A 22,288-nucleotide genomic window follows, 5' to 3' on the forward strand; every position below is an offset into this window, starting at 1 on the left:
TTGCCTTGCGCTCCACCACCGCCTTATCTATATTGACGAAATTCTCTCCATGAAAAAACTGTTAGCGGCCTTCGCCGCCAGCCTGGTGATGGTCTCGGCCAGTGCGCAAAACGTGCCCGCGCCCGCCATCGCCGCCAAATCGTGGTTGCTGCTCGACGCGACGAGCGGCCAGGTCATCGCATCGCAAGAGCAGAACATGCGCATCGAACCGGCATCGCTGACCAAGGTCATGACGGCCTACGTCGCCTTTGCCGCGATCCGTGACAAGCGCATCGCCCTGAACCAGATGGTGAACGTGTCCGAGCGTGCCTGGAAGGTCGACGCCAGCAGCTCGAAGATGTTCATCGATCCGCGCGTGCCGGTCTCGATCGACGACCTGCTGCACGGCCTGATGATCCAGTCGGGCAACGACGCGGCCGTGGCGATCGCCGAGGCGGTCGCCGGCGACGAAGCCACCTTCGTCACCCTGATGAACCGCGAAGCGCAGCGCATGGGCCTGAAAGGCACCCGCTTCGCCAACCCGCACGGCCTGCCGGACGCGAACAACTATTCGACCGCGGCCGACCTGGCGCAGCTGGCGAAATTCGTGATCCGCGACTTCCCCGAGCTGTACAAGATCGACTCGATCAAGCAGTTCACCTACAACAAGATCACCCAGCAGAACCGCAACCGCCTGCTGTGGCTGGACCCGACCGTGGACGGCATGAAGACCGGCCACACCAACTCGTCGGGCTACAGCATGATCACCTCGGCGCGCCGGCCCAACGGCAGCACCGGCGAACGCCGCCTGATCTCGGTGGTGCTGGGCACCAGCTCGACCGACGTACGTACCCAGGAAAGCCAGAAGCTCCTGAATTGGGGCTTCCAGAACTTCGACACCGTCAAGCTGTATTCGAAAGGACAGGCGATCCAGACCCCGTCGATCTGGAAGGGTTCGCAGTCGACCGTCAAGATCGGCTTTACCAATGACATCCTGGTCACCGTGCCGAAGGGCGTGGCGGGCAAACTGAAACCGGTGCTGGAGCGCCGCGATCCGCTGGTCGCGCCGCTGGCGCTGAACGGCCAGGTCGGCACCCTCAAGATGACGGTCGACGGCCGGCCGCTGCTGTCGCTGCCGGTGGTGGCGCTGGAAGAAGTGCAGGAAGCGAGCATCTTCGGGCGTGCCTGGGATTCGATGCGTCTCTGGATGCAGTAATCCGGTTTTAGCTCTGCCAAGGCCCGTCCGCGCGTCATGCCGGACGGGCTTTTTTCATGCAGGACGGCTGGCGCAAGGCCTGCCGCAGGCCGCTATAATCATGCGATCCTGTCATGACGAAAGAACCGCGATGCCGCAAGCGCCTGCCCAACCTGTCTTCCCCCGCATCCCGACCCGCGAAGGCGGCCTCGAACTGTCGCGTATCGTGGCCGGCATGTGGCGCATGACGGAATGGGACATGCCGGTCGCGGCCCGGGTCGAATTCATCGAGCAGTGCATCGCGCTGGGCGTGACCTCGTTCGACCACGCCGACATCTATGGCAACTACGGCGTCGAGGAACTGTTTGGCGCCGCCCTGCGCGCGCAACCGTCGCTGCGCGACCGCATCCAACTGGTGAGCAAGTGCGGCATCAAGCTGGTATCGAAGGCGCGCCCCGGCCACACGATCCAGCACTACGACACCAGCGCCAGCCACATCATGGCGTCGGCCGAGGAGTCGCTGCGCAAGCTCGGCACCGACCGCCTCGACCTGCTGCTGATCCACCGCCCGGATCCGCTGATGGAGTTCGACGAGATCGCCGCTGCCTTCGCGCGCCTGAAACAGGACGGCAAGGTCCTGCACTTCGGCGTATCGAACTTCACGCGCCACCAGTTCGAGTCGCTGAATCGCCGCATCGCGCTGGCCACCAACCAGGTCGAATTCTCGCCGCTGCACACTGCGCCGATGTTCGACGAAACCTTCGACGGGCTGCAAGACCTGGGCATCGCGCCGATGATCTGGTCGCCGCTTGGCGGCGGCCGCCTGTTCGACGCGCTCGACGAACGCGGCGCGACGCTGCGCCAGGTGATCCAGGACATCGCCGACCGCATCGGCCAACCGTTCTGCAGCGTGGTGTTTGCGTGGATCATGCGCCTGCCCTGCCGTCCGATTCCGCTGACCGGCAGCGGGCGCATCGTGGCGATCCGCGAAGCGGTGCTGGGCGCCAGCTTCGAGCTCGAACGCGAGGACTGGTTCCGCATCCTGCGCGCCGCGCGCGGACACGAGGTGGCCTGAGATGGTCGAGGGCCCGCTCCGCATCGTCGAGGGGAAGGCCCTCAGCGCACAGCAGAAGAAAGACCTGATGAACCGGCTGGCGCGGATCGAGGGCCAGCTGCGCGGCGTGCAAAAGCTGATCGCGCTGGCCGACTCGCCCTCGGACTGCGACGCGGTGGCGCAGCAGATGGCGGCGGCGCGCAAGGCGCTCGACCGCTCCTTCGTGCAACTGTTGACCTCATCGATCCTGACCCAGACCGGCGACGCCGAGGACCTGGACGACGCGCGTTCCCGCGCGGCTCACCTGGCGGCAATGCTCGACAAGTTCGCCTAAGAACCTCGACGGCTGCGCCGATCAGTCTTCGAATACTTTTGGCGGCGCCACGCCGCGCCAGCCGAGCTTCCAGCCGATGTTGAGCAGCAAGGTCACGCACACATAGACCAGGAAGAACAGCACGAAGAAGCGCTCCTGCAGCACCGCCAGCACGACCAGGCATACGCCCAGCAGCGCCAGCATGACCTTGCCCTTCGGATGCTTGGAGCTCGGGAAGCGGATGGTGGAGACCATCAACGCGCCGACGCAGACCATCAGCGCGCACACCATGAAGGCAGCCCCCACCGAAATCACGGGATCGGGCCAGGCCACCACCACCGACGCCACGCAGGCCGCGCCGGCGGTAATCGGCATGCCGACGAAGTAGCGCGGGTCGGTGCGGCCATGGCTGATATTGAAACGCGCCAGGCGCAGTGCGCCGCAGGTGACAAACACGAAGCAGGCCAGGCCGCCCATGCGCTCGAGGGTCGGGTGCAGGTCGCCCAGCTGGCTGAAACCGTAGCAGTACAGCAGCAGGCCGGGCGCGCAGCCGAAATTCATGACGTCGGCGATCGAGTCGAGCTGCACGCCGAAGCTGGACTGGGTATTGGTGGCGCGCGCCACGAAGCCGTCGAGCGCGTCGAACACGCCGGCCAGCACCAGCAGGATCGCCGCCAGGCGGAAATCGCCCGGGTCGCCGATGCGCGCGTTATCGACCGAGATCACGATGCTGCCGAAGCCGCAGGCAATCGACAGCAGCGTGACGAAACTGGGCAAAGCAAACTTGGCGCGCGCGAGGCGTTGCTGGTTAGATAGCTTCAATGGTCGACTCGACAAGGCAAATATTGGCTTATTCTACAGGGTGGCCTACAAGGGTGTTGCGCAATGGTCGCAGCGCAGTTCATGATCGCCGGTTTTGGCCTAGAATGACGCTCCACGCATACGTATTGACAGGAGTTGCAAAATGAGCTATGCGCCACGTTGGCGGACAATCGCCGCGGCCCTGGGAGCCGCGCTGGCCCTTGCTGCATGCGGCGATGGCGTCAGCGACAGCCAGGACTCCCCGGTCATCGGCGGCGGCACGGCGGTTGCGCCCAACCCGGCGGCGCCGGAACCGACTGCCACACCAGGCGCGAACGCTCCGGTCTTGAGCGGCAACATCGCCCTCGATGGCCGCAACTGGATCAATTACCGGCGTGGCCAGATCGGCGTGCCGGCCGTGACCCAGAACGCGCAGATCGACAACGCCGCCCTCGGACACTCGGAATACCAGCGGATCAACAACCTGATGAGCCACGACCAGGAACCGGGCCGGCAGGGCTTTACCGGCGCCGACCTCGGCGACCGCCTGGCCGCGGCCAGCTACACGCTCGACCGCAACCGCGGCTTCGCCTACGGCGAAGTCATCTCCGGCACCAATAACCGCTCCGGCTTTTTCATGGTGGAAGAGCTGATCACGGCGATCTACCACCGCTTCGTAGTCTTCGAGCCGATGTTCCGCGAGCTGGGCACCGGCGTTGCCACCTCGGCCAGCGGCTATAACTATTTCACTGCCGATTTCGCCAGCCGCAACGGCTATGGTCCGGGCATCGCGCGCGGCACGATCGTCACCTGGCCGTTCAACGGCCAGACCGAGGTGCCTGCCAACTTCTTCAGCAATACCGAGCAACCCGATCCGGTCCCGGACCGCAACGAGGTCGGCTATCCCATCAGCGTGCACGCCAACCTCGATGCGACGCTGACGGTTTCCAGCTTCACGGTGCGCCCGCGCGGCGGCGCCGCGCTGCAGGTGCTGCGCGTCGATCCGCTCGGCAGCAAGACGGCGGCCTCCATCGTGCCCCTGCTCCCGCTGCGCGCGGCCACGACCTACGAGGTCGAATTCACTGGTACGGTCAATGGCGCGGCGGTCACGCGCGCCTGGTCGTTCACGACGCGGTGAGCGGCGCTGCCGCGCTGCGCAACGGGCCAGCCCTCGACCTGGCGGCGGGCCTGGCGCGGGTGATGGACGACCGCGCGCTGTTCCTGCGCGTGCTCGAACGCTTCGCCGGCGACTACCGCTACCCGGCGGCGCGCCTGCATGCGGCGCTCGGCGAGGGCGACACCGCGCTGGCCCAGCGCATCGCGCACACGCTCAAGGGCGCGGCCGGAATGATCGAGGCGGCTCGCCTGCGCCAGCTGGCGCTCGAGGTCGAGCTGGCGCTGAAGGCCGGAAGCCCGCCGCCGCCAGCGCTGGTGACGGCGCTCGACGACGAACTCGCACGCGTGCTGGCCGAAGTCGACGTGCTGCTGGCCGCGCCCGACGCGCCGGTGGCGGCACAAGCTGCCGGTCTGGACGACCTGGCGCGCCTGCGCGCCATGCTCGACATCGGCGACGGTCGCGCCCTGGAACTGGCGATCCAGCTGCGCCCGCGCCTGCTAGCGAGCCTGGGAGTCGAACGGGTGGCGATATTCGACGCGGCGGTCTGGCGCTTCGATTTCGAAGGCGCGCTGGCGCTGCTGGAGCAGGCCGACAGCGGCTAGCCGCCGCCGCGCCGTTCAGCGCGTGAACTCGGCTTCTTCGTCGAAGGAGTCGGCGCAAGCCTTGCCGCAAAAGCGCCGCACGCTGTCGAGCGGTTTTTCGCAGTACCAGCACGAGCCCTTGGCCGGCAGGCTGGCGCGGGTCGGCATGCTGCCTGTGGTGGCAACTGAGACGGCCACGGGCGGCTCGGCGGGCAGCCCACTGTCCGGAAAACTCTCGTGTGTCGTTTCCAAGATCCACCCCCTAACACGGCTGCCTGAAGTCAGAGAAAGATTACTTCAGCGGAACTCCGTGTGCATGAGAAAGCGCAAGCCGGGCCGCGACAGGCGAACCCATCACGACTTTCATTGCGTATCAGTGTGCGCCCAATGCCAGGCGGGTGCAATCCCCTGCCCGGTTCCCGTGGATCGATTTGACATGCGTGCAACGTTTGTGCCCGCACAAGCCACGGTGTACGGCCAAAAATCGTAGTGTAAAGCCAACTATCGGCGCGCACCGTTGTGTGCGCCGGCTTGTTTGGCCGGCTCGAGCGTCACCAGCAGGCCGTTGCGGGTGGTCTGGATCCGGGTCGGGACGAATTGCACGCCGGCGTAGCGCAAGTCTTTCTGCTCGAAGGTGTATACCGGCATGTCCCGCGCGACGGTGTCGATCAGGCCGTTGGCGACCCGGGTCAGTTGGCGCTCGGCTTCTGGGTTGCCGAGCTGCAGGCGGTCGATGCGCGGCTCGGCCATCATGACGGCGGCCCGGCCCGGGTCGACGTACAGGCGGCCCGAGAACGCGATATTGCCGGTCCAGGCGCGCGCGAACGGTGGCGCGACCGAGGCTTCGACGGCCAGCGCGACCCGGTCCTGGTCCGGCTGGATCGCCAGCTGCGGACGGGTGAGCTGGACGTCGAACAATTCCAGCAGGCGCTCGTTGACGGGGAAACGCTTGTCGAGGCCGGCCTGCAGCTTGTGCAGGGGGAGCTCGACCTGGCGCGGGCCGATCAGGCTGGAGCAGGAGACGAGCAGGCTGGCGCCGAACGCCATGGCCGCCAGCCTGAAGACCGTACGCCGCATCGGCTTCGAGGAAGGAGGAATGTTGTATTTATCCATATTCCAAGCCTAGCACGGGCCGGCCTGAAGCCTGTTGACCGTTCGATACAGAATGTTGAAAGACCAAGAAAACCCCATACAGAAGCAGGTTTTTTGCTACTGCTAAAACGTTTTGTGTACCTAAGCGTGTACCTAAAGATAGCTACAAGACTCGATAAGAATGAGGGTGACGGTGCCGATCGAACATCAGAGCATATTTGTTTCAATCAACTAATAGCATATTTATCAGCGTTCAATTCCCATTCGACACCACCAGCCATACCCTCCTCGCTCGACCGGCATGAGAGCTCGCATGGGTCTGCGCGTTGCAATAGTTGCAACTATTGCAACGCTGAGCCTATGGTCTCAGATAGCCCTCCAAAGCGTACCAATCAAGGTGTGCCAACTCCCTATAGAGAGCAGCCTTCCAGGAGTTCCGATGAATGCCATCTTCAACCCGTGCCATTCTTCTGAGGTGGGATCGCCGCGAATCAAATTCAGTAAGGTCCATGAGGTACTCGGAGGTACTACCTAGTTCCACCGCGGCCTGGATAGAATAACGTCGGGCTAGTTCCAATTCTTCGAAGTGGTTGATGGTCCGACGCGCGAGGTCCGCAGGCCAGTGCACAGGTATATCTACTCGAAATTTTGCTATCCTCGGATGCTTCTCGCTTACCGAAGCGACAAGCCAGGATGTTTGGTCGATTATTGGCTTCTCAAAGTACGGATGCAACGTCTGAGATCCTTCGCTAATAACACCGCCACCTTTCACTTTATTGCAGTCTGAACAGCAAGGTATAAGGTTTGCGGACATTACGGAATAGACTGGATATCGAGATTTCGACAAGTAGTGGTCTAGTGTAGCTACGTCACCAATACCACAGTAAGGGCACTTGTTGAATAATGCTAAGGCGCGTATGCGATCATAGTGCTGCCTACCCGCAGCTGCAGAACCTACCATACCTGTGTCATACTGCGCTACAAAGTCTCCTTTAGTGGCAGTGCCTAGTATGAGTTGATCAGACTTCCCGTAATCGCACGCTGGTATTGTGTAGAGCGTGTTTTGAATCGCTTTATCCAAATACGAAAGATATTCATCGCCTACTTCGTCGCGAACTTTTGCAATTCTTTCCTGCGACGTGGCCGGGCTAAGGTCAGCCAGCGTATCGTCGAAGATTTTCATTGGTTTCTCAATGAGCGGCTTTAGAAGTCTCATGACCTCTCATCCGCAGCTCGGGCTTCGATCATTGAGCGCAGAATAGCCTGTGCCTCGAAGCCGAGTTGAAAATCATATTCTTCCATGATCTCATCAAAATCCCCTCCCTTATCTACGGTCTTTTGTAGCTCATCATGAAAGCCCGATTTTGAAACTTCTAGACCAAAAATTTCCCGAGTTAGGACGCCAACATTTTCGCCGAACGTCTCACGCTCCGGACGATCTGACCGTCCACTGGCTCTTATGCGAGTAAGCTTCCAGACGCATGACTTTGGAACCTCTTGGACGATCACCGGAGAATGTGATGCGATGATTGCAACCGCATTCCGATCATGTAGCAGATCAGACAATGCGCGAGTAAAGGCGGAAAGGAGCGGAGGGTGAAGATGACTTTCTGGCTCGTCCATCAGCACTAAAGTTTTTTCTTCAACCGTATCGACCAGACGGGTTATCGTCAACAGAACGATTGAGTGCCCAGAACTCATCTTGTTGGCGAAACCACGCACTCTCCTAGAGACCTCGTCCGCCTCCACTTCCGCCAGTCGAGTTAAATTCATGTCGGCAAAATTCGAGTCTGATTCAAGTCTGCGAATTGCAGACACCCATCGCTTCGCCTTTTCAGACTTTGCCAAACATGATTCGATACTCTTCGCGAGTTCCTCAGATAATTCGCCCTCATCTTTGGGAGGTAGCTTTCCTCTGCCTCGTCTTGCTTTTTTCATTCCGACGTAGAAATATGCAACGCCTTTTGTCCTATCAGGCTGATCTAGCGGAGGAATAAACGGATCAAATGCACTGAAAGATACTGATACCAGACTACTAAAATAATCCTCAGGGAGGGATTCGCGTCCGAAGCGCCCAAGCGTATAAAAACTGCCAGTTGTTTCCGAATCGCACGCCATAATGGCATTGACCATATTGTTCAACAATGTTGTTTTGCCAACGCCGTTGCGACCGATGAGTACGTGAATGTTGGTCGATGGCTTTGAAGCAGGCTTGACCTGAAACTTTAAATCGACCTCAGCATGCGATTCCGTTGCCGCCTCGGCATAGCCAAAATGGAATTCTGTCAGCTCCGTTTCACCGTTGATAACTCGTCTATACTGTCCATGCAGGGTTGCAAGGCTAACGCCACGCAGCAATGAATTGTTGAAAACGCGCTCATCTTTGGCTTTTTCAAAATTCGCTGGATCCCATGCTACGTCGTTTAATGCCCGGAGAACGGCATTTTCAGGTAACGGGAGTGTTGCTAAGGTCTTGTAGTATTCGACATCTTGACCCAGGGAAAACCACCCATCAGGAAGCTCAGTGAATACACTGGGCATTTCATCCCGAGTCCATCCATGACTCTGCTTAATGAAGCCGATTTTTACTGTTCCAACTTCAATCGAATCTCCGTTCGCATCTACATAGTGCAGACGGAACGTTGTCTTGAAGGAATAATCGTCCCAATTGTTCGGAACTAGAAAAAATGAGTTACGGCTTCCGCGCTGGACAGGGCCGACTGAAAAAACGAGTTTCATTTTCGATTTATTCAAGGTTGGGCGACACACTTACATGCAGCGGTACGGAATATTGGGGCGCCATAGACGAGCAATATCCACCGCAACCATCAAAACCTGGTCGCATGTACCTTAGCGTGTACAAAAAACAGATATTGCCGCTTGTTAATCTAAGACGCACCCAAAAGTTAACAAGTTGACACCATTATCGGAAGTCCTCTATAAATTCTGATGCAGGTTCAACGCCGCAGACGAATAAGCGATCCCGAGCGCGGGTACAGGCCACGTACAGAAGATTGCGCTCCGTGTTGTAGACCTCTTCCAAGTCGCCCTCGTCAGTGATCGACTGTACGCGCTCTTGTAGTGGCATTACCTCATCATCACAGGCCATCACAACCACTGCCCTAAACTCCAGTCCCTTTGCCAAGTGCATCGTGCAGACACTCGCTCGTCCGTTGGGCGTGTTCACATTCTCATCCAGCACACTGAACGGGATGCCCGAGGCAGTGATTGCTGCGACAGCCCGCGAGATCTGAGCCTCTGAACGAACGAACACGCCCAACTCGTGTGCTACTAAACCATCCTTTAACCGGTCGAGAATCCATGCAGTAACTGCCTTGCTTTCAGCAGTCTCTGAATTGAAAGACCGAATTTCAGGAGCTGGACCATTGAACACAGACACCGTCCCACGTCGGTCTTCAACGTTACCATCAACATCCGAAACATCAGGGCCCAGCAATCTGTCAGCTTGAGCCCGAATTTGATGTGAAGTTCGGTAGTTAATGTGCAAAGTGCGCGATCTGCCGCGAATATCGACGCCCAGTGACTTCCACGAAAATGGATGTTGAAAGATCCGCTGTCCCAGGTCGCCGGCGAAGAAAAGGCTGTTCGCTCGAACCTTTCCGTTGCTGGTGCTAGAGGCTGCGAGAAATTTAAGCTGCGCGACGCTCACATCCTGCGCCTCGTCAACAACTACGAAATCGAAGGGCTGGTGAGGCAGTGTCGCTGCTTTTTCTGCCAAACGAGTGAACATCTCCGATTGCGTAATCAGCCCTTGTTGCTTCAACGTTTCCTGCACCCGTTCGAAGACAGCCCACAAGGCTAAACGCTGCATTTCGGACAATCGGGTCTTACGCCCCAAGCGTTTTATATCCCTATAGTCGTCCCACGACTTCAACTGCCAAGCGTCGACGAGATCGTTCCACTCACCAAACAGGAACCGGTGGCTGAACTTCAGATTGGAATCGATCTTGGCGGATTTACGCAAGATGACCTCCACTTGAGGCTGAGACACCAGCTTGGGCTTCCCCCAATAGGCGCTATAAAGTCGCTTTCCAATTGACGTCATGGACTGGACTTCTAGCCTTTCGGCCAACCGTGGCTGATTGCTTATCAGATTTTGCAGCTTTGTTGCCAGTGCACTAGCCAGCGTCTCAGAGAAGGTTGCCATTAGCACTCGGCTATCCGGGTACTGCCGAGTCAAATGAACTGCGCGATGCAGCGCGACAATGGTCTTACCCGTGCCGGCCGAACCTGAAATTCGCGCTGGCCCGGCATAATCCCGCTCAACCCATTGCCGCTGCGATGGGTGAAGGAAAACGGTCCATTTTTCCCAAGGAAAATCGAGTGCACGCTCCAGCTCTTCGACGTCCTTCATGACCCGGAATCTGCGCTGAGCATCCGGATGGGTGAATGGATCGGTCCCAGGCTGGATCGCTGCAACTGGCTTTGGCGTACCGCCAGTCGCAAGTTCGAGCAATGCCTCCGCGGCTTCCGCCGGAAGATGGCAAGCTAACAACAATAATCCGTCTTCGTCGACCTTACGCACGTCACCCAGCCATTCAGGAGGGACGCCGTAGCTCAGTAGTTCCTCGTCGAGCCGTCTAGCAAACAATAGTTCGCTCGATTTCAACCGGTCGGATTTTGTTTTGACAGCTTCGGACACTGTTGCAACATGATCCCCGCGGACGATGACTTCCGCCACACGCTCACGGATCTCGACCCACTGAGCTGCACCAGTCTTCGGATGTACTTCGAGCTTTCGACGCTCTGCCCACTTATAAGCTTTGTCGTGGTGATCGACGTAGCAGAGCAGGAAGCTACTGGCCGTCTTGTGCACGATCAGGCGAATGTCGCTACTGACTCTGACGGACCAGAAGTTCTTGTCCTTTGATTGCTCGATCCGATGGAGGCTCATGCTGGGATGAGCCGGGTTCAACTGTAAATCGAACGCAGTTGTCTTCACTGCCTTCTGTTCATCTCCCGTGAGCTTAGCGAGGCTTTCGGTGAATGTGTCTGCGATTCGGAATTCCAATATTCCCCCAGGGTCAAACATCTTTTGGAATAAATCCTTGGCGCCCATGCGATGCACCAGTGAACTGGATGATGTTCGCGTGCGAATCTAAGTTGGACGGCGGATCTTCGTTTTCGAAAATGATCACCTGAGATGCATGGAAAGTCTCAGCAATCGAACGGTAAAACGCATCTTTCACATCATGCGAAAAGCCGTCCTCGTCGGTATCTGGCTCACGGTATACTACAAGCGGAGAGTCGATAAGAACAAAGCCCGGGTGTGGCCTTTCATCCTTGAGACAGTACTTAAGCAATGCCAAGTTAAAGGCCGCGTGGGCTATAGCTCGTACGCCCTTTCCGTGGCTCGACCGCGTCCGACCGGAAATCACGATATCTTGGTCGCCTTCACTGAATGTAACGCGGCTGAGCCCAGGGAAATGCCAGGCGCGTAACAACGATTCGACCTCTTGGCTAAATGCCTCGGCTTCGTCCGAACGTACTCGGGCGGACTCCAATTCCGTCCCTTTCTCTGAACTCTTCTGCCCGAGGTTCACCATCAAGCCTTGTAGTTCTTTTACGCGCCCATGCAGTTCAAGGGCGCGTCGATATGTATCTCTGTTTGTCTGACTTTCACGCAAACTAAGCAGGGCGACCTCCACTCTCGGCTTTAGCATTTCCGTGAGTTGCCTTGCTACTGCCTGAACACTCTCCTTGGCTTGACTACATAATTCGTTAAGCCGCCCGATCTCTCGGTCATTTTCAGCTCTCGTTAAATGCAAGTCTGAGATCAGCGATTTGATCTTGGCTGCCTCTGCAAGGCATGACTGCGCTACATCTTCTGGAGTTGCCTCGCCCCTTTGATGTTCATGCTCCTGATGCTCAGCCTCGGCGCCGCACATCGGGCAGCGCTCCTCGTTCATTTGGCTTAGCCTCGTACCGGCCTCTGCAATGCTTTCGAGACGACGAAGGTCCGACCGATATTGCTGCTCAAGGAGTTCAAACCTGCGTTGAAACTCCCCTAGAACTCCCAATCGCGACTCAAGTTTCCGCAGACTATTCAACTCCGTTCGGCGCGTGCCCTCAAGATGTGCCGCGTTCTTCTGCTCAACAGCAAGCTCTCTTTGTGCCTTCTCAAACAGCGTCTCAATCTGGGCCAATTGTCCTTGCCAAGCTTGCGCATCGCCCTCTAACTGCAACTCAGCCATGCGCCCTTTAGTCTGATTCAGCAGTAGTTCAAGCATCTCGACTTTTCCAGCCTGCTTGCCCTTGGCGACCTTCGGATCTTCACGTGAAATCAGTGAACTGTCATCCACACCAGTTAGCAGCAGGCGAAAGACTGCACTCTCAGCTGTAGCACCGGTGTACTGCCCAGACAAAATTGGGGATGTACTGCTAATGATGGTTTCCTCATCAATTAGCACCAGACGCGCCAAGTCTCGAAAACTTACTTCGCGAGTGACACCTTGCTTGTTTTTACGTACTTTTTTCCCACTGAAGCCGGACAGACCCAACAAGTACTGAGATAACGAATTCCTATCTCCGGCAGTGTGTTTCGCAGAGAGGGTACGCGCTGTTTCACTGGAATTGACAAGCTTGAAGTCACCGCCACGGATTGACCTCTCCAACACCACTTCATCGTCTTCATTCGGCCCGCTCAACACAAGATGTACGGTCTCATATCGGGACGCTTCAGGGATGAGCTTTGGGATGTCCCTCCCACCTAGCATGTAGTCGATGCATTGCACAATGAACGTCTTGCCTGTATCGGAAGGGCCCGACACAACGTTCAGTCCTTCGCGGAACTGCACTTCGGCATTGGGCACGCCACTACCCACTAATGTCAATCGGCGAATTTGAAATCCTGTTATTGCCACTCGGCGTCCTCCACTCTCAGCACAGACTCCATCGCGAATTCTGCGCCCCACTCCCCAGACTGAGAATTAACAATTTTCAATAGATCACTGTCCGAGGTGTCACCGAACAACGGCACGAGCCATATTGCACGTTCTCTTAGTTCAGCGACGTAGTCGGAGGACAAGACATCCAAAAAGCCAGCGGCTCTGTCTGTCGCTGCGAACATCAGGCCTGTCTCTGTGTAATGGCGCTCCAATAGTCCACGACTTTGGTACAGCATCAGACCTTGCTCCAGCATGGCGCGGCGCACCAATAGCTCGCCGCCCCGGTGCGGTGTCCTCGGGTGCAGACCAGGTGGACCGCCCGGCAAGTCGTCGGAGTGTATGAGCAGGTAATCTAAAACCACTAATCTTTGAAGCGAATACTGTTCCGGAAATGCCTCGCTCAATAAAGACAGGGCACGAAGACCAGTCTCAACTGGCCCATTGAAAGGAGGTAAATTCTTGGTATAAGGTGACTCGATCATTTGACCCACTTGACCTTACCATTATTAGCAAGCTGATGACAGATGCCTCCACGATCATAGGTAGACAAACGTTCCTTTAGTGCGTGGTCAGTAATGGGCAATAGCTTTGCCGTCTTCACCACCGACAGTACTCGCCGATACCCGTCCGTATGCGCGCCTCGCATCTCATCCTTGATTCCACCATGCACCTCATTCTGAAGCTCCTCGAATGCACCAGGAGGCAATGTGTCCCGAGAAAACGCACGAAGGGCTTCGGCACTGTAGAACTCAAGCCGTGCGTCGTTGAAATGCTCTTTAGCTTCTTCATGCGCGCCCAGAGCAGCCACCGTAGGTAAAGCACATTTCAGATGATCCCCATAAGCGTCTAAGAGGCTGCGCACATACGTGACTTCGTGCGCCGCAACAGTCGCTGGAGGCGCGACAAACTTTGGGCGGGCTGGGAGACCGCCACCGAACCTCGTCGCATACCAGCGCGTCTTAGCGTGTTGGTCAATAATCCGCAGTGGAGGTACTGCCTCGAAGATCGAAAAATCCAACCCATCAAGATATCCGCGCAAAGTCGCATCCAGCTCAACGATGGCTGTCGATGTAATGCCGTTCTTGCAATGTTTCCCCCAGTTATCTATCAGCTGGGCTTTTAGCTTGTCAGCCTTACGTAGTAGATTTGAAAGCTTGGTTCCAGCCCCTTGTGGTGCCACGAAGAAGTACTTCCGAGGGTACGTGTACTCTTTGATATAGGTGTAGTAAACCAGCTTCCCCAACTCCACCCAAATATCACCCGGTGCGAGACCTGCCTTGTAGTGCTTGCACTGGTAGTTATCCCAGATCACCGGGTTAGCCTTGTCGAAGGCAATGATGTCCCGTCCCATGTCGCCAGCACCACCGCATCGTTCGACGGTGCCGTATTGATCGCGTAGCGAATCGGCCCATTCGAGAACAAAATCCTCCCATTGGCTGTCACTGAAGATGCGTATGCGCTCGATAGGCGGAATAGGCATACCAGTGACCACGATATCTGCTGATGCAGCCATGCCACCGGCGGGTATTGGCAATGGAGAGGACGAAATCATAAGACCTTAAATACCTTCATCACCTCATCGCCGAGGTGGTTGATCACCTTCACAGCAATCCGACCGGACTTAGGCCTGGCAAACGGGCGCGACGTGTCGCTGTTCAAGGTTGCCCAAACGTCTTCATTAACCTCAGTCTTCAGCGTAGTTTTGAGCGCCTTGTAGGGGTCATTGGCGCCGAGGAAGTAGGCATGGCGGACAAAGAAGCTTTCTTCATTGTAGTCAGTATCGATAAACCAACAGGCGATGCCGTCCGCGCCATCACTACGCACTTCTCCAGTGTTGGGGTGGAACACATCCACGCCGTTCACCTTGACGCACACCTGGTCGTTTTCCGCGTGCAGGATGTCAATGTCTGGTTCGCCGAAGATCACAAACAGATTACCTTTGCCTGTATTCTTGAGGTCTTCGGCCATGTGCAGGTCGGCATTCATACGTGCCTTGAGCACAGGAATTCGGCCCAGTTTTTCGAACTCGGAAGAGTGCGCGTCATAGTTGAAGGCACAGGCGATAAGCACGTCAAAACCAGCATCGCCAGCTTCGCGCGCTGCAGATACCAAGTCCGGACGAGATACAGTACCGAACTCGGGACCAATGAAAATAGCCGCGCGCTTTTCACCAGTGTTGTCTTCGTAGGCGCCCTCACCACAGACCAGATCACCCGGCCAAGGTACTAGCGAGTTGAAAACGATCTTATCTTCCTTATGGGCTTGCTGCACTCCAGCGGTCTTGAGATTCTCAAGGATGATCTGAACGAAGTCACGTGCAGCGTTGTACTCTGCCTGCCCCTCGGCAACCTTCGGATCGCTGGGGTCGATTAGCTGATCGTTCTCATCGACGCCGAGGACACGGTGCGGCGAGAGGCTCTCCACCGTAAACGGACCGGCCACTCGGATCTTTTTCCTATCCTCGTAAGGTTTATCGTAGAGGTACTCGAATTCCGCCTTTGCCGCGATGGAAGCATCAATAGCTTGCTGTCGGGCGATGCGTTGTTTCCACCAGTCGGCATGGATTCTTGCCACGCTCTCGGGCCACTTAATGTCGGCCTCGCGAGGGATGTCCCATTCTTGCCAAGCTTTACCCAAAGTTTCATTGATCTGCTCACGCAAAGGCTCTATCAAAGCTTGGTAGTGCTCGTGGATCACATCAATCTCGGCGTTATTGGCAATGGATTTTAGAGTGATATGCGGTACTCGCTCATAGACAAATCCCTGCCTCACATTACCGCGCGTCGGCGCGGTGGAAGGCGCCGTGCGTGTTATCTCAGATTCTTTAAGTTGTCCCTCACGGCTATCCACCAAGAGGTAATACGAATAGCGAGCCCCCATGATGCGCGCCCGAGCAAGGGCCAAGGCCACACGCGATGTATCAATGGTGATCCAGCGACGGCCCCATTGCTCAGAAACATATGCAGTTGTGCCTGAGCCACACGTGGGATCTAGGACGAGGTCTCCCGGATCAGTCGTCATCAGAATGCAGCGCTCAATGACTTTGGGGTTCGTTTGAACTACGTAAACTTTGTCGGAAGCGAATCCAGCTGTTACAGTGTCATCCCAGGAGTTATTGAAGGGATAAACAGGAAAATCCTCTAAATATCGCACATAACGAAGAGTTTGTCCTGCTAAGGCAAGGCGCCTAGCGCGCCTCAAACGCCCCATTCCAATCTCGGTTGTTTTCCACCCGCTTTTTCCCACCGATATCTTCTTGCCGTCGAGTTCAACGTCGAAAAACTGTGGGCCTCCAGAGCTTTGACTGGTTAAATTATCCAAACAGAATAGACGGGCACCTTTGGGCACTTTTGTCTTTTCGTCTTCGGTAGCATTCCTTCGATCCAACCGATCAAAAAAGTCAAGCTTACTATAAGCCGCAGCACCTCCAGCGAGCTCGCTCTTAGACCGATATGGTTGGCGGTATTTGACCCGAGACGCGTCCTTGGCAAACCAAAGAATAAAGTTATTGACCGAGGCCAGAGTTTCTGTTCCACCGCTGGGAGAGCCAGCCCCTCCTGTGGTCTTAAAGTTAATCTGACTCACAAAATTTGAGTCACCGAAGACCTCATCTAGGATAGCGCGTACCCGATGTACATTCTCCTCGCCAATCTGAACAAAGATCGACCCAGAATCCGTGAGTAAATCTTTGCTAACAGTAAGTCGATCGCGAAGGTATGTGAGATATGAATGTATACCGTCGCGCCACGTATCGCGAAAGGCCTTTACCTGTTCTGGTTCACGCGTAATGTGCAGGACGTTGCCATCCTTTACATCTTTGCTGGCAGTACTCCACTGGAAGTTACTGTTGAACTTGATTCCATAAGGCGGATCAAAATAGATGCATTGCACTTTGCCTCGCAACACCTCTCGTTCGGCGAGAGACGCCATCACTGCCAAACTGTCGCCAAGTATCATTCGGTTTGCCCAATGTGCATCATGCGCATAGAACTCCGTCTTAGCATCTTCGCTTGGGAGACCATTGAAGTCGGCAAACATGTCGACTTGCGGCGCATTGGAGGCGTCTACACGCTCAGTCTGGCGTTTGAGATCGTCAATCAAGACCTTTGGGTGTACCTTTTCCTGGATGTACAACGGAGGCGCGTGTACAACCAAGTCTGACCAGTCTTGCTGGTCCTTGCCACGCCAGACCAGTTGCGGGTCCAGATCGCGGTTGCGGTCTTCCCGGGCACGCGGGTAGCGAACAGGGATCGGCTTTTGCTGATCCTTCTTCATGACTGATTGGTACTCGGCCGTCGGGATGTTCTTGCGAGTGGCGTCTTCATGCTTGAGCGTTTCAACGCTCAGCGGGGTGTTGTTCGTGGTTGCCATATCAAATTACGCCCTCGGTAACTGATTCGGTAGCCGGGGCAACGGCGTCGATCATCTTGTTGAACTCGGCTTCGACCTTCTTGGCGAAGTCATGCTGCATTTGGTACACGTCGACGAACTCGACAAAAGCCCAGCGTCCATAGGAGTTTAGGTTGTTGACGCCTGGCACCCAATAGGTTTCCATGGTCAACTTCTTATCTTTAGCGTCCTCACCTCGATAGCCTTTGATCTCGACAATCAAATTTAACAGATCATCGGGGCCGTAACCGTCATCGATCTGAACGATGAAGTCTGGTCGATATTTGCGCGTCTCTGAGCCGTAGCGGTAGGGCACCTCAAGGCCCAGGTTGTGATTCTTGACGTATGCCACCACGCGTGGATGACTCTCTGCCACACGGCAGAACTCCGATTCCCAGTCGCTGTCGAGAATGACCCAATTGACGTGGCACTTAGGCGGTGGACCGTTGGTTTCCCAGCGCTCGGTTTTCGAGGTGTTAAAGTTGACAAAGCGTGTCGTTCCAGTGGCGTTGTAAGGGTCAAGCACCGCCTTGATGGGGCGTTTATTGCCTTGTTCCGCCTTGGTGATGGCCGCCGTGATGCGATTGCAGGCTTCGTCGGCAAGCTCTTGATACATTAACTGCGCCGGGTAAGTATCCCCTTTGCAGGTCAAACATGTGTCCAGCCACTCCTTCGTGATGCGCTTCAGCTGCCCAAATAGGTGCAGCTTGGGCTCGTCGCCTGGATCACGCCAATGGTTCATCAAGAGGCGCTTTGTGAGGTGCATCAGCAACGTGGAATGCCGCATGTCAGCCAGATGTTCAAGGCTGAGGTCTACTGTCTCTCCGATGATGCCAGCGTTCTGTGTGATGGAGGGGCCAACCAGGTCTGGCGTCAACACCAACACCGAGTCCAGCGTGAACTCCGCAGTTAGCCGTTCGTCTGGTAACTCTACTCGATAGCCCTGAACCCGTGGAAACTGAATCTCCAGGTTTGAACGTTCTGGCAGCGCGCGAACCTGCACAGTCTCTCGCGGCGGCAGAGGCTTGGAAATCACGGGCTTGGCGGTGAAGTCAAACGGAATGCCTAACACATCAGCATATTCGACATTGAACAATCCATCTTCATTTAAGTCGTATGATTGACGTCGGAGCGCACGACCGATCACCTGCTCGCACAAGAGTTGGGTACCAAACGCACGAACACCCAGCACGTGGGTTACAGTGTTGGCGTCCCAGCCTTCGGTCAACATGGAAACTGAGACGACACAGCGAATCGAGTCACCTAGGCGGCCAGCCTTGCCTACGGTGTTCATCACTTCACGAAGCAACCGTGCATCGTCGAATTCTTTGCCTGCGCGGAGTTCGTCAGCTAGAACACCACCGCGCTCAAAAACCTCTTGTTTGAACTGCTCAATTTCCGGGCCGGCAGCGGCACGGAAGCTTTCATCCAGAGCCTCTCCGGATTCCAATTGCTCACTATCGATTAGCAGCGTGCGCGGACGACCGAAAGGATTGCCGTACTCATCGGTATTACGAAATAGTTCCAAGCGGCCGGGGACTGGCGTCATGCTGCCATCCTCATTCTCTCGGTGGAATCCCGAGATGAAGTCGTAGACCAGCTTGGACGTGGCAGTGTTGTTGCACACCACGATGAAGCAAGGCGGCACCTTGATACCAGCAGCTTGCCACAAATCGAAGGTCTTCCTATAGTGACCGTACAAAGCCTCAAGCGCCGTTTGGAGCTCCACCGGCAAACTGAGCGGGTCAAGCGCCTTACCAGCGCCTCGCCCCTTCTTGGGCATACGCGTACGGATGTGCTCCCACAGATTGCGGAACTTCGGCATTTCGCCACCAGGGATGTTGTCCGCAACGGGAACACGGGGCAGTTTGACAATGCCGCACTCGATGGCGTCCATTAGCGAAAAGTCGCTCATCGTCCAAGGGAACAAAGTACCTTCGATATAGCCGGAGCCCGACAGAAAGAACGGTGTGGCAGATAGATCGACCACTCTGGCAACGCCCAACTTGCGGTTGACTGCCTCCAACCCAGTGATCCACATGCGAGCAGCTTCGTTGTTCTCTTCGGCTTCCTTTCTCTCGTCGCCTTTGAGGACGTCAGCGTCAGCGTCAGGCTTCTCCCGATAGCAGTGATGAGCCTCGTCGTTAATGACCATCACATTAGTCATGCCCATCAAATCGGGCATAACGCGCTGAAGCATTTGGCCTTCTGTCTCCAGAGTATTTAGCTCGTCACCGCCTCGTCCTTTCAGCAAAAGGCGGCCGCCCTTAGATAATTCAATGCGCTCTCGAAGTTTAAAGGCGTGATAGTTCGTAATGACGATCTTTGCCCGATTCAGGTCATCCAGCATGTCTCCAGGCACCAACTCACGGCTGGCGTAGTAGCTGTCCGGATCATTGGGCTGCAAGACTCGCAGACGATCTTTAATCGTCAGACCAGGTGCGACAAGAAGGAACCCGCGAGTAAACTTCTTACTGCCGGGCCGGCGTACCGCATTGAGGGTCTGCCACGCAATAATCATCGCCATTACCGTAGTCTTGCCTGCGCCAGTAGCGAGTTTAAGTGCTAGACGTAGCAACTCTGGATTTGCATCGTTATTGGCGTTAGCAAGGTGGCTAAGGAACGTGTGGCCGACTTTACCAAGCTGTGGTGCGACTTCGGTAAGCCAGATGATCGTCTCAACAGCTTCGACTTGGCAGAAGAACGGACGAATACTGCTGAAAGAATGGTGTCTCCAGTGCTGCAACAGCCGCGCCGTCTCGGGCGTAACGCGCCAGTCGGACGGATTCTTCAGCACACGCCACTTGTCCACCTCCTGGCGCACTGAGTTGATTACTGCAGTGTGGTCGTACGCCTGTTCTTGTGTAGACAGATCGGCATCAAACAACAGCTCGTCTTGTTTGCCAACGCTCTTCTGTTTTTTAGCCTTCGGGATTGGTGTAATGAACTCTGCCAGGCGACGTGCTTCGACAATTTTCTGGGTTGGTTGCCCAGTTGCATCGAGTTCCCAATGACGCCCTGGATACTCATACGGAGAGTTAAGAATCGGTTGCTCAAAAAACTGTTTTGACATTCGAGTCCTGTTGATGGCCTCTTTCGCATCCGGATTAATGTTTGGAATGAATCATGATTACTCAGTCAAGTTGTCATTTTCTCAACGACAAGCTTGGCTAAGCGATACATTGCCATTCTAGTCACCACCGTTAATCGGTTTGCGTTCGCGCGAGTTTCAAAATTACAAGAATACCATAAGGAAACGGTGCAATGGCTTAGTGTGCGAAATAACTACGGCACTTTCGTAAGTCCCGCGTGGTTCGCACGGGTAAAGGTGCGCCCAACACCTCATGAAGGGCGCTTACCACCGAAGTGCAGCCGCTGAATGATGGCAATGATGCAATAAAATAGATCAGATAGGGGTGTCGAATTATTAATTAAGTGGGGATTACAGGGCCGGTATTGAGTAGCAACGCAACTGGACCAACTGGACCATTTCTACTCTGACACGTTCACCACACACACACGTCAAAAAATTTTCAGCCACATATCACTCTAGTGAGACAGGAAGGAATCTGCCTGCTCGTCAGTTTTTATTCACACTTATTGGAGATGAACGTGAACGGACAAAACCCTTCGGTAATCGAAAATGGCCTCCACCCCTCAGCCACTTGCCCCAATTGCCGGAGCAACCGCGTCTATCAGAAGAACCAAGGACGCCGTTTTGGCGGTGCTGTAGGGACGGTTGCTGGTGCTAGTGTTGGTCTTTCTGGCGTTGCTGCCGGACCCAGAGACTGCCACGGTGTAAAGCAAACAAGGGCTAGGCTCGCAATTGGGCCTCGCAACATCCACTTCTCCTTGGCAAGCAAGGGAGGCGACTCCCAGGACCAAGGGCGCGGCCAACTCTGCTTGAACACTAGAGTTTGCGCAGAGTTCCTTGACTGTGGCTGCTAACAAAGGTGGCAAGGCATTAACCGGATATGGACGTTTGTAGTTCATGCCGACTCCAAGTTTTTGCAAGGCTGCGCCTGGATGCGTTCAGCCGCCTTCAGGTTCTTTTGAGCTTTGAGAGATCTGCTGCTCTTCTGTTGTTCTTCTTTGTCTTCACGGCTCAGTTTAACCCGCGCTTCGAGCCAGCCTTGAACTTCATGCTCCAACCAGCCAACGGCCGAAGCTCCCAAACGAATCTGCTTCGGAAACGTAGGATCATAGCTAGAGGACTTAGGATCGAGCATTGCGTAGATCTGCGCGGACGACAGTCCAATGCGCGAACACAGTTCGCGCTTCCGCAAGATCGTAAAGATATTCAGGAACGAATCGTACATGTGTGGAACTCCTTACATTGGGTTAGACAATGAAGCCAAGCGTAAGCAGTTCACCTTTGAACAGATAGACTGCGAGCTAGCTGAAGCACTACCTCAGCTAGCTCGGATATAGTTTTTTTATCAACTCCTCTTGCAATTTCTCGATTGTAGAACGCTGTGACAGAGTTAGGTATCTGAAGGCAGATTCCGCGACCAAGTGCTCAAGTTATTGAAGAGCTCGGGAGCATCGGGCATTTCACCCAACCAGTCGTAGACTGTCTGTTGAGCTCCAGAATAGGTGTCCTTCAGCTTCTGCCTGCCAGCCTTGGCGGAAAACGCTATGACCTTATCCTTGATCGCTAGCGCAGCGGCTCGACGAGATTTCCAGCGCCCTGGTGGACATTCTGTGCGCGCAAGTCGAAATGCCTCGTTCTTTGTCTCGGCTAAGTGTCGAGTCCCGTTTGATCATAAACGCGTTTAACGAATAACTCAGGTCGCTTCTGTTGCCATTCCTTGAGCGCGAGGACGGGCGTTTTGCTGCCGATGGCGCGTTGCGGAATA

The 22,288-nt window shown here is 55.8% G+C and carries 18 protein-coding genes and 1 pseudogene; 5 read left to right on the forward strand and 14 right to left on the reverse strand.

Annotated elements, in window-relative coordinates; translation table 11 throughout:
* The first annotated feature begins 49 nt into the window (after positions 1 to 49).
* The 3 genes from E8M83_RS08855 (at position 50) to E8M83_RS08865 (ending at position 2,562) form a co-directional block, all read left to right on the forward strand.
* Positions 50 to 1,195, forward strand: a complete 1,146-nt coding sequence (locus tag E8M83_RS08855) for a D-alanyl-D-alanine carboxypeptidase family protein (RefSeq protein ID WP_137173000.1) — start codon at positions 50 to 52, stop codon at positions 1,193 to 1,195.
* A gap of 130 nt (positions 1,196 to 1,325) precedes the next feature.
* Positions 1,326 to 2,249 carry an aldo/keto reductase family oxidoreductase gene (locus tag E8M83_RS08860; RefSeq protein ID WP_137173001.1) on the forward strand — a complete coding sequence of 308 codons (924 nt, stop codon included), beginning with the start codon at positions 1,326 to 1,328 and terminating at the stop codon, positions 2,247 to 2,249.
* A gap of 1 nt (position 2,250) precedes the next feature.
* A complete protein-coding gene (locus E8M83_RS08865) occupies positions 2,251 to 2,562 on the forward strand; it encodes a metal-sensitive transcriptional regulator (protein WP_137173002.1) in 312 nt (103 codons plus the stop codon).
* A gap of 21 nt (positions 2,563 to 2,583) precedes the next feature.
* Here E8M83_RS08865 and pssA read toward each other — a convergent pair whose 3' ends face one another.
* Entirely contained in the window at positions 2,584 to 3,363 is a 780-nt protein-coding gene (pssA, locus tag E8M83_RS08870; RefSeq protein ID WP_137173003.1) for a CDP-diacylglycerol--serine O-phosphatidyltransferase, read from the reverse strand.
* Positions 3,364 to 3,505: 142 nt separating this feature from the next.
* Here pssA and E8M83_RS08875 point away from each other — a divergent pair, with 142 nt between their 5' ends.
* Complete coding sequence (locus tag E8M83_RS08875) at positions 3,506 to 4,480, forward strand: CAP domain-containing protein (RefSeq protein ID WP_137173004.1); 975 nt, start codon at positions 3,506 to 3,508, stop codon at positions 4,478 to 4,480.
* Positions 4,477 to 5,061, forward strand: coding sequence for an Hpt domain-containing protein (locus E8M83_RS08880; protein WP_229491464.1), 585 nt, complete (start codon positions 4,477 to 4,479; stop codon positions 5,059 to 5,061). The genes E8M83_RS08875 and E8M83_RS08880 overlap by 4 nt, the downstream gene beginning before the upstream one ends.
* Positions 5,062 to 5,076: 15 nt before the next feature.
* Here the strand turns inward: E8M83_RS08880 and E8M83_RS08885 are convergent, their stop codons facing one another.
* The 13 genes and pseudogenes from E8M83_RS08885 to E8M83_RS08940 all read right to left on the reverse strand — a co-directional run.
* The gene (locus E8M83_RS08885; protein WP_137173005.1) at positions 5,077 to 5,292 is read right to left on the reverse strand and encodes a hypothetical protein; all 216 of its coding nucleotides are present in this window, start codon (positions 5,290 to 5,292) and stop codon (positions 5,077 to 5,079) included.
* A 249-nt stretch (positions 5,293 to 5,541) separates the two neighbouring features.
* Positions 5,542 to 6,153, reverse strand: coding sequence for a DUF1439 domain-containing protein (locus E8M83_RS08890; protein ID WP_137173006.1), 612 nt, complete (start codon positions 6,151 to 6,153; stop codon positions 5,542 to 5,544).
* 337 nt (positions 6,154 to 6,490) lie between these two features.
* Positions 6,491 to 7,348: an HNH endonuclease gene (locus tag E8M83_RS08895; RefSeq protein ID WP_170976739.1), complete on the reverse strand. Its 858-nt coding sequence runs from the start codon at positions 7,346 to 7,348 to the stop codon at positions 6,491 to 6,493.
* Positions 7,345 to 8,871 (reverse strand): AAA family ATPase, encoded by a 1,527-nt coding sequence (locus E8M83_RS08900; protein WP_137173008.1) that lies wholly within the window; start codon positions 8,869 to 8,871, stop codon positions 7,345 to 7,347. The genes E8M83_RS08895 and E8M83_RS08900 overlap by 4 nt, the downstream gene beginning before the upstream one ends.
* 184 nt (positions 8,872 to 9,055) lie before the next feature.
* On the reverse strand, positions 9,056 to 11,164 hold the full coding sequence (locus E8M83_RS08905; protein ID WP_137173019.1) for a 3'-5' exonuclease: 2,109 nt from the start codon (positions 11,162 to 11,164) through the stop codon (positions 9,056 to 9,058).
* Positions 11,165 to 11,177: 13 nt separating this feature from the next.
* Positions 11,178 to 12,965 (reverse strand): AAA family ATPase, encoded by a 1,788-nt coding sequence (locus E8M83_RS08910; protein WP_170976740.1) that lies wholly within the window; start codon positions 12,963 to 12,965, stop codon positions 11,178 to 11,180.
* A 41-nt stretch (positions 12,966 to 13,006) separates the two neighbouring features.
* Entirely contained in the window at positions 13,007 to 13,522 is a 516-nt protein-coding gene (locus tag E8M83_RS08915) for an ABC-three component system middle component 2 (RefSeq protein ID WP_137173010.1), read from the reverse strand.
* A complete protein-coding gene (locus tag E8M83_RS08920; protein ID WP_137173011.1) occupies positions 13,519 to 14,553 on the reverse strand; it encodes an ABC-three component system protein in 1,035 nt (344 codons plus the stop codon). The genes E8M83_RS08915 and E8M83_RS08920 overlap by 4 nt, the downstream gene beginning before the upstream one ends.
* A 35-nt stretch (positions 14,554 to 14,588) precedes the next feature.
* A complete protein-coding gene (locus E8M83_RS08925; RefSeq protein ID WP_137173012.1) occupies positions 14,589 to 17,411 on the reverse strand; it encodes a site-specific DNA-methyltransferase in 2,823 nt (940 codons plus the stop codon).
* 1 nt (position 17,412) lies between these two features.
* Positions 17,413 to 20,502, reverse strand: coding sequence for a BPTD_3080 family restriction endonuclease (locus tag E8M83_RS08930; protein WP_137173013.1), 3,090 nt, complete (start codon positions 20,500 to 20,502; stop codon positions 17,413 to 17,415).
* 584 nt (positions 20,503 to 21,086) lie between these two features.
* Positions 21,087 to 21,422 (reverse strand): DUF3987 domain-containing protein, encoded by a 336-nt coding sequence (locus E8M83_RS26560; RefSeq protein WP_373995040.1) that lies wholly within the window; start codon positions 21,420 to 21,422, stop codon positions 21,087 to 21,089.
* Positions 21,419 to 21,748 (reverse strand): AlpA family transcriptional regulator, encoded by a 330-nt coding sequence (locus tag E8M83_RS08935; protein WP_137173014.1) that lies wholly within the window; start codon positions 21,746 to 21,748, stop codon positions 21,419 to 21,421. The genes E8M83_RS26560 and E8M83_RS08935 overlap by 4 nt, the downstream gene beginning before the upstream one ends.
* Before the next feature lie 422 nt (positions 21,749 to 22,170).
* A pseudogene (locus E8M83_RS08940) lies at positions 22,171 to 22,288 on the reverse strand (IS481 family transposase); the annotation flags it as partial.

Source organism: Massilia sp. HP4 (assembly GCF_005222695.1).
Taxonomy (GTDB): domain Bacteria; phylum Pseudomonadota; class Gammaproteobacteria; order Burkholderiales; family Burkholderiaceae_D; genus Telluria.

What these genes read in the sequence shown, in the direction of transcription:
- E8M83_RS08855 (WP_137173000.1), top strand. Translation starts at nt 50, where the DNA reads ATGAAAAAACTGTTAGCGGCCTTCGCCGCCAGCCTGGTGATGGTCTCG.
- E8M83_RS08860 (WP_137173001.1), top strand. Translation starts at nt 1,326, where the DNA reads ATGCCGCAAGCGCCTGCCCAACCTGTCTTCCCCCGCATCCCGACCCGC.
- E8M83_RS08865 (WP_137173002.1), top strand. Translation starts at nt 2,251, where the DNA reads ATGGTCGAGGGCCCGCTCCGCATCGTCGAGGGGAAGGCCCTCAGCGCA.
- E8M83_RS08875 (WP_137173004.1), top strand. Translation starts at nt 3,506, where the DNA reads ATGAGCTATGCGCCACGTTGGCGGACAATCGCCGCGGCCCTGGGAGCC.
- E8M83_RS08890 (WP_137173006.1), bottom strand. Translation starts at nt 6,153, where the DNA reads ATGGATAAATACAACATTCCTCCTTCCTCGAAGCCGATGCGGCGTACG.
- E8M83_RS08895 (WP_170976739.1), bottom strand. Translation starts at nt 7,348, where the DNA reads ATGAGACTTCTAAAGCCGCTCATTGAGAAACCAATGAAAATCTTCGAC.
- E8M83_RS08900 (WP_137173008.1), bottom strand. Translation starts at nt 8,871, where the DNA reads ATGAAACTCGTTTTTTCAGTCGGCCCTGTCCAGCGCGGAAGCCGTAAC.
- E8M83_RS08915 (WP_137173010.1), bottom strand. Translation starts at nt 13,522, where the DNA reads ATGATCGAGTCACCTTATACCAAGAATTTACCTCCTTTCAATGGGCCA.
- E8M83_RS08920 (WP_137173011.1), bottom strand. Translation starts at nt 14,553, where the DNA reads ATGGCTGCATCAGCAGATATCGTGGTCACTGGTATGCCTATTCCGCCT.
- E8M83_RS08925 (WP_137173012.1), bottom strand. Translation starts at nt 17,411, where the DNA reads ATGGCAACCACGAACAACACCCCGCTGAGCGTTGAAACGCTCAAGCAT.
- E8M83_RS08930 (WP_137173013.1), bottom strand. Translation starts at nt 20,502, where the DNA reads ATGTCAAAACAGTTTTTTGAGCAACCGATTCTTAACTCTCCGTATGAG.
- E8M83_RS26560 (WP_373995040.1), bottom strand. Translation starts at nt 21,422, where the DNA reads ATGAACTACAAACGTCCATATCCGGTTAATGCCTTGCCACCTTTGTTA.
- E8M83_RS08935 (WP_137173014.1), bottom strand. Translation starts at nt 21,748, where the DNA reads ATGTACGATTCGTTCCTGAATATCTTTACGATCTTGCGGAAGCGCGAA.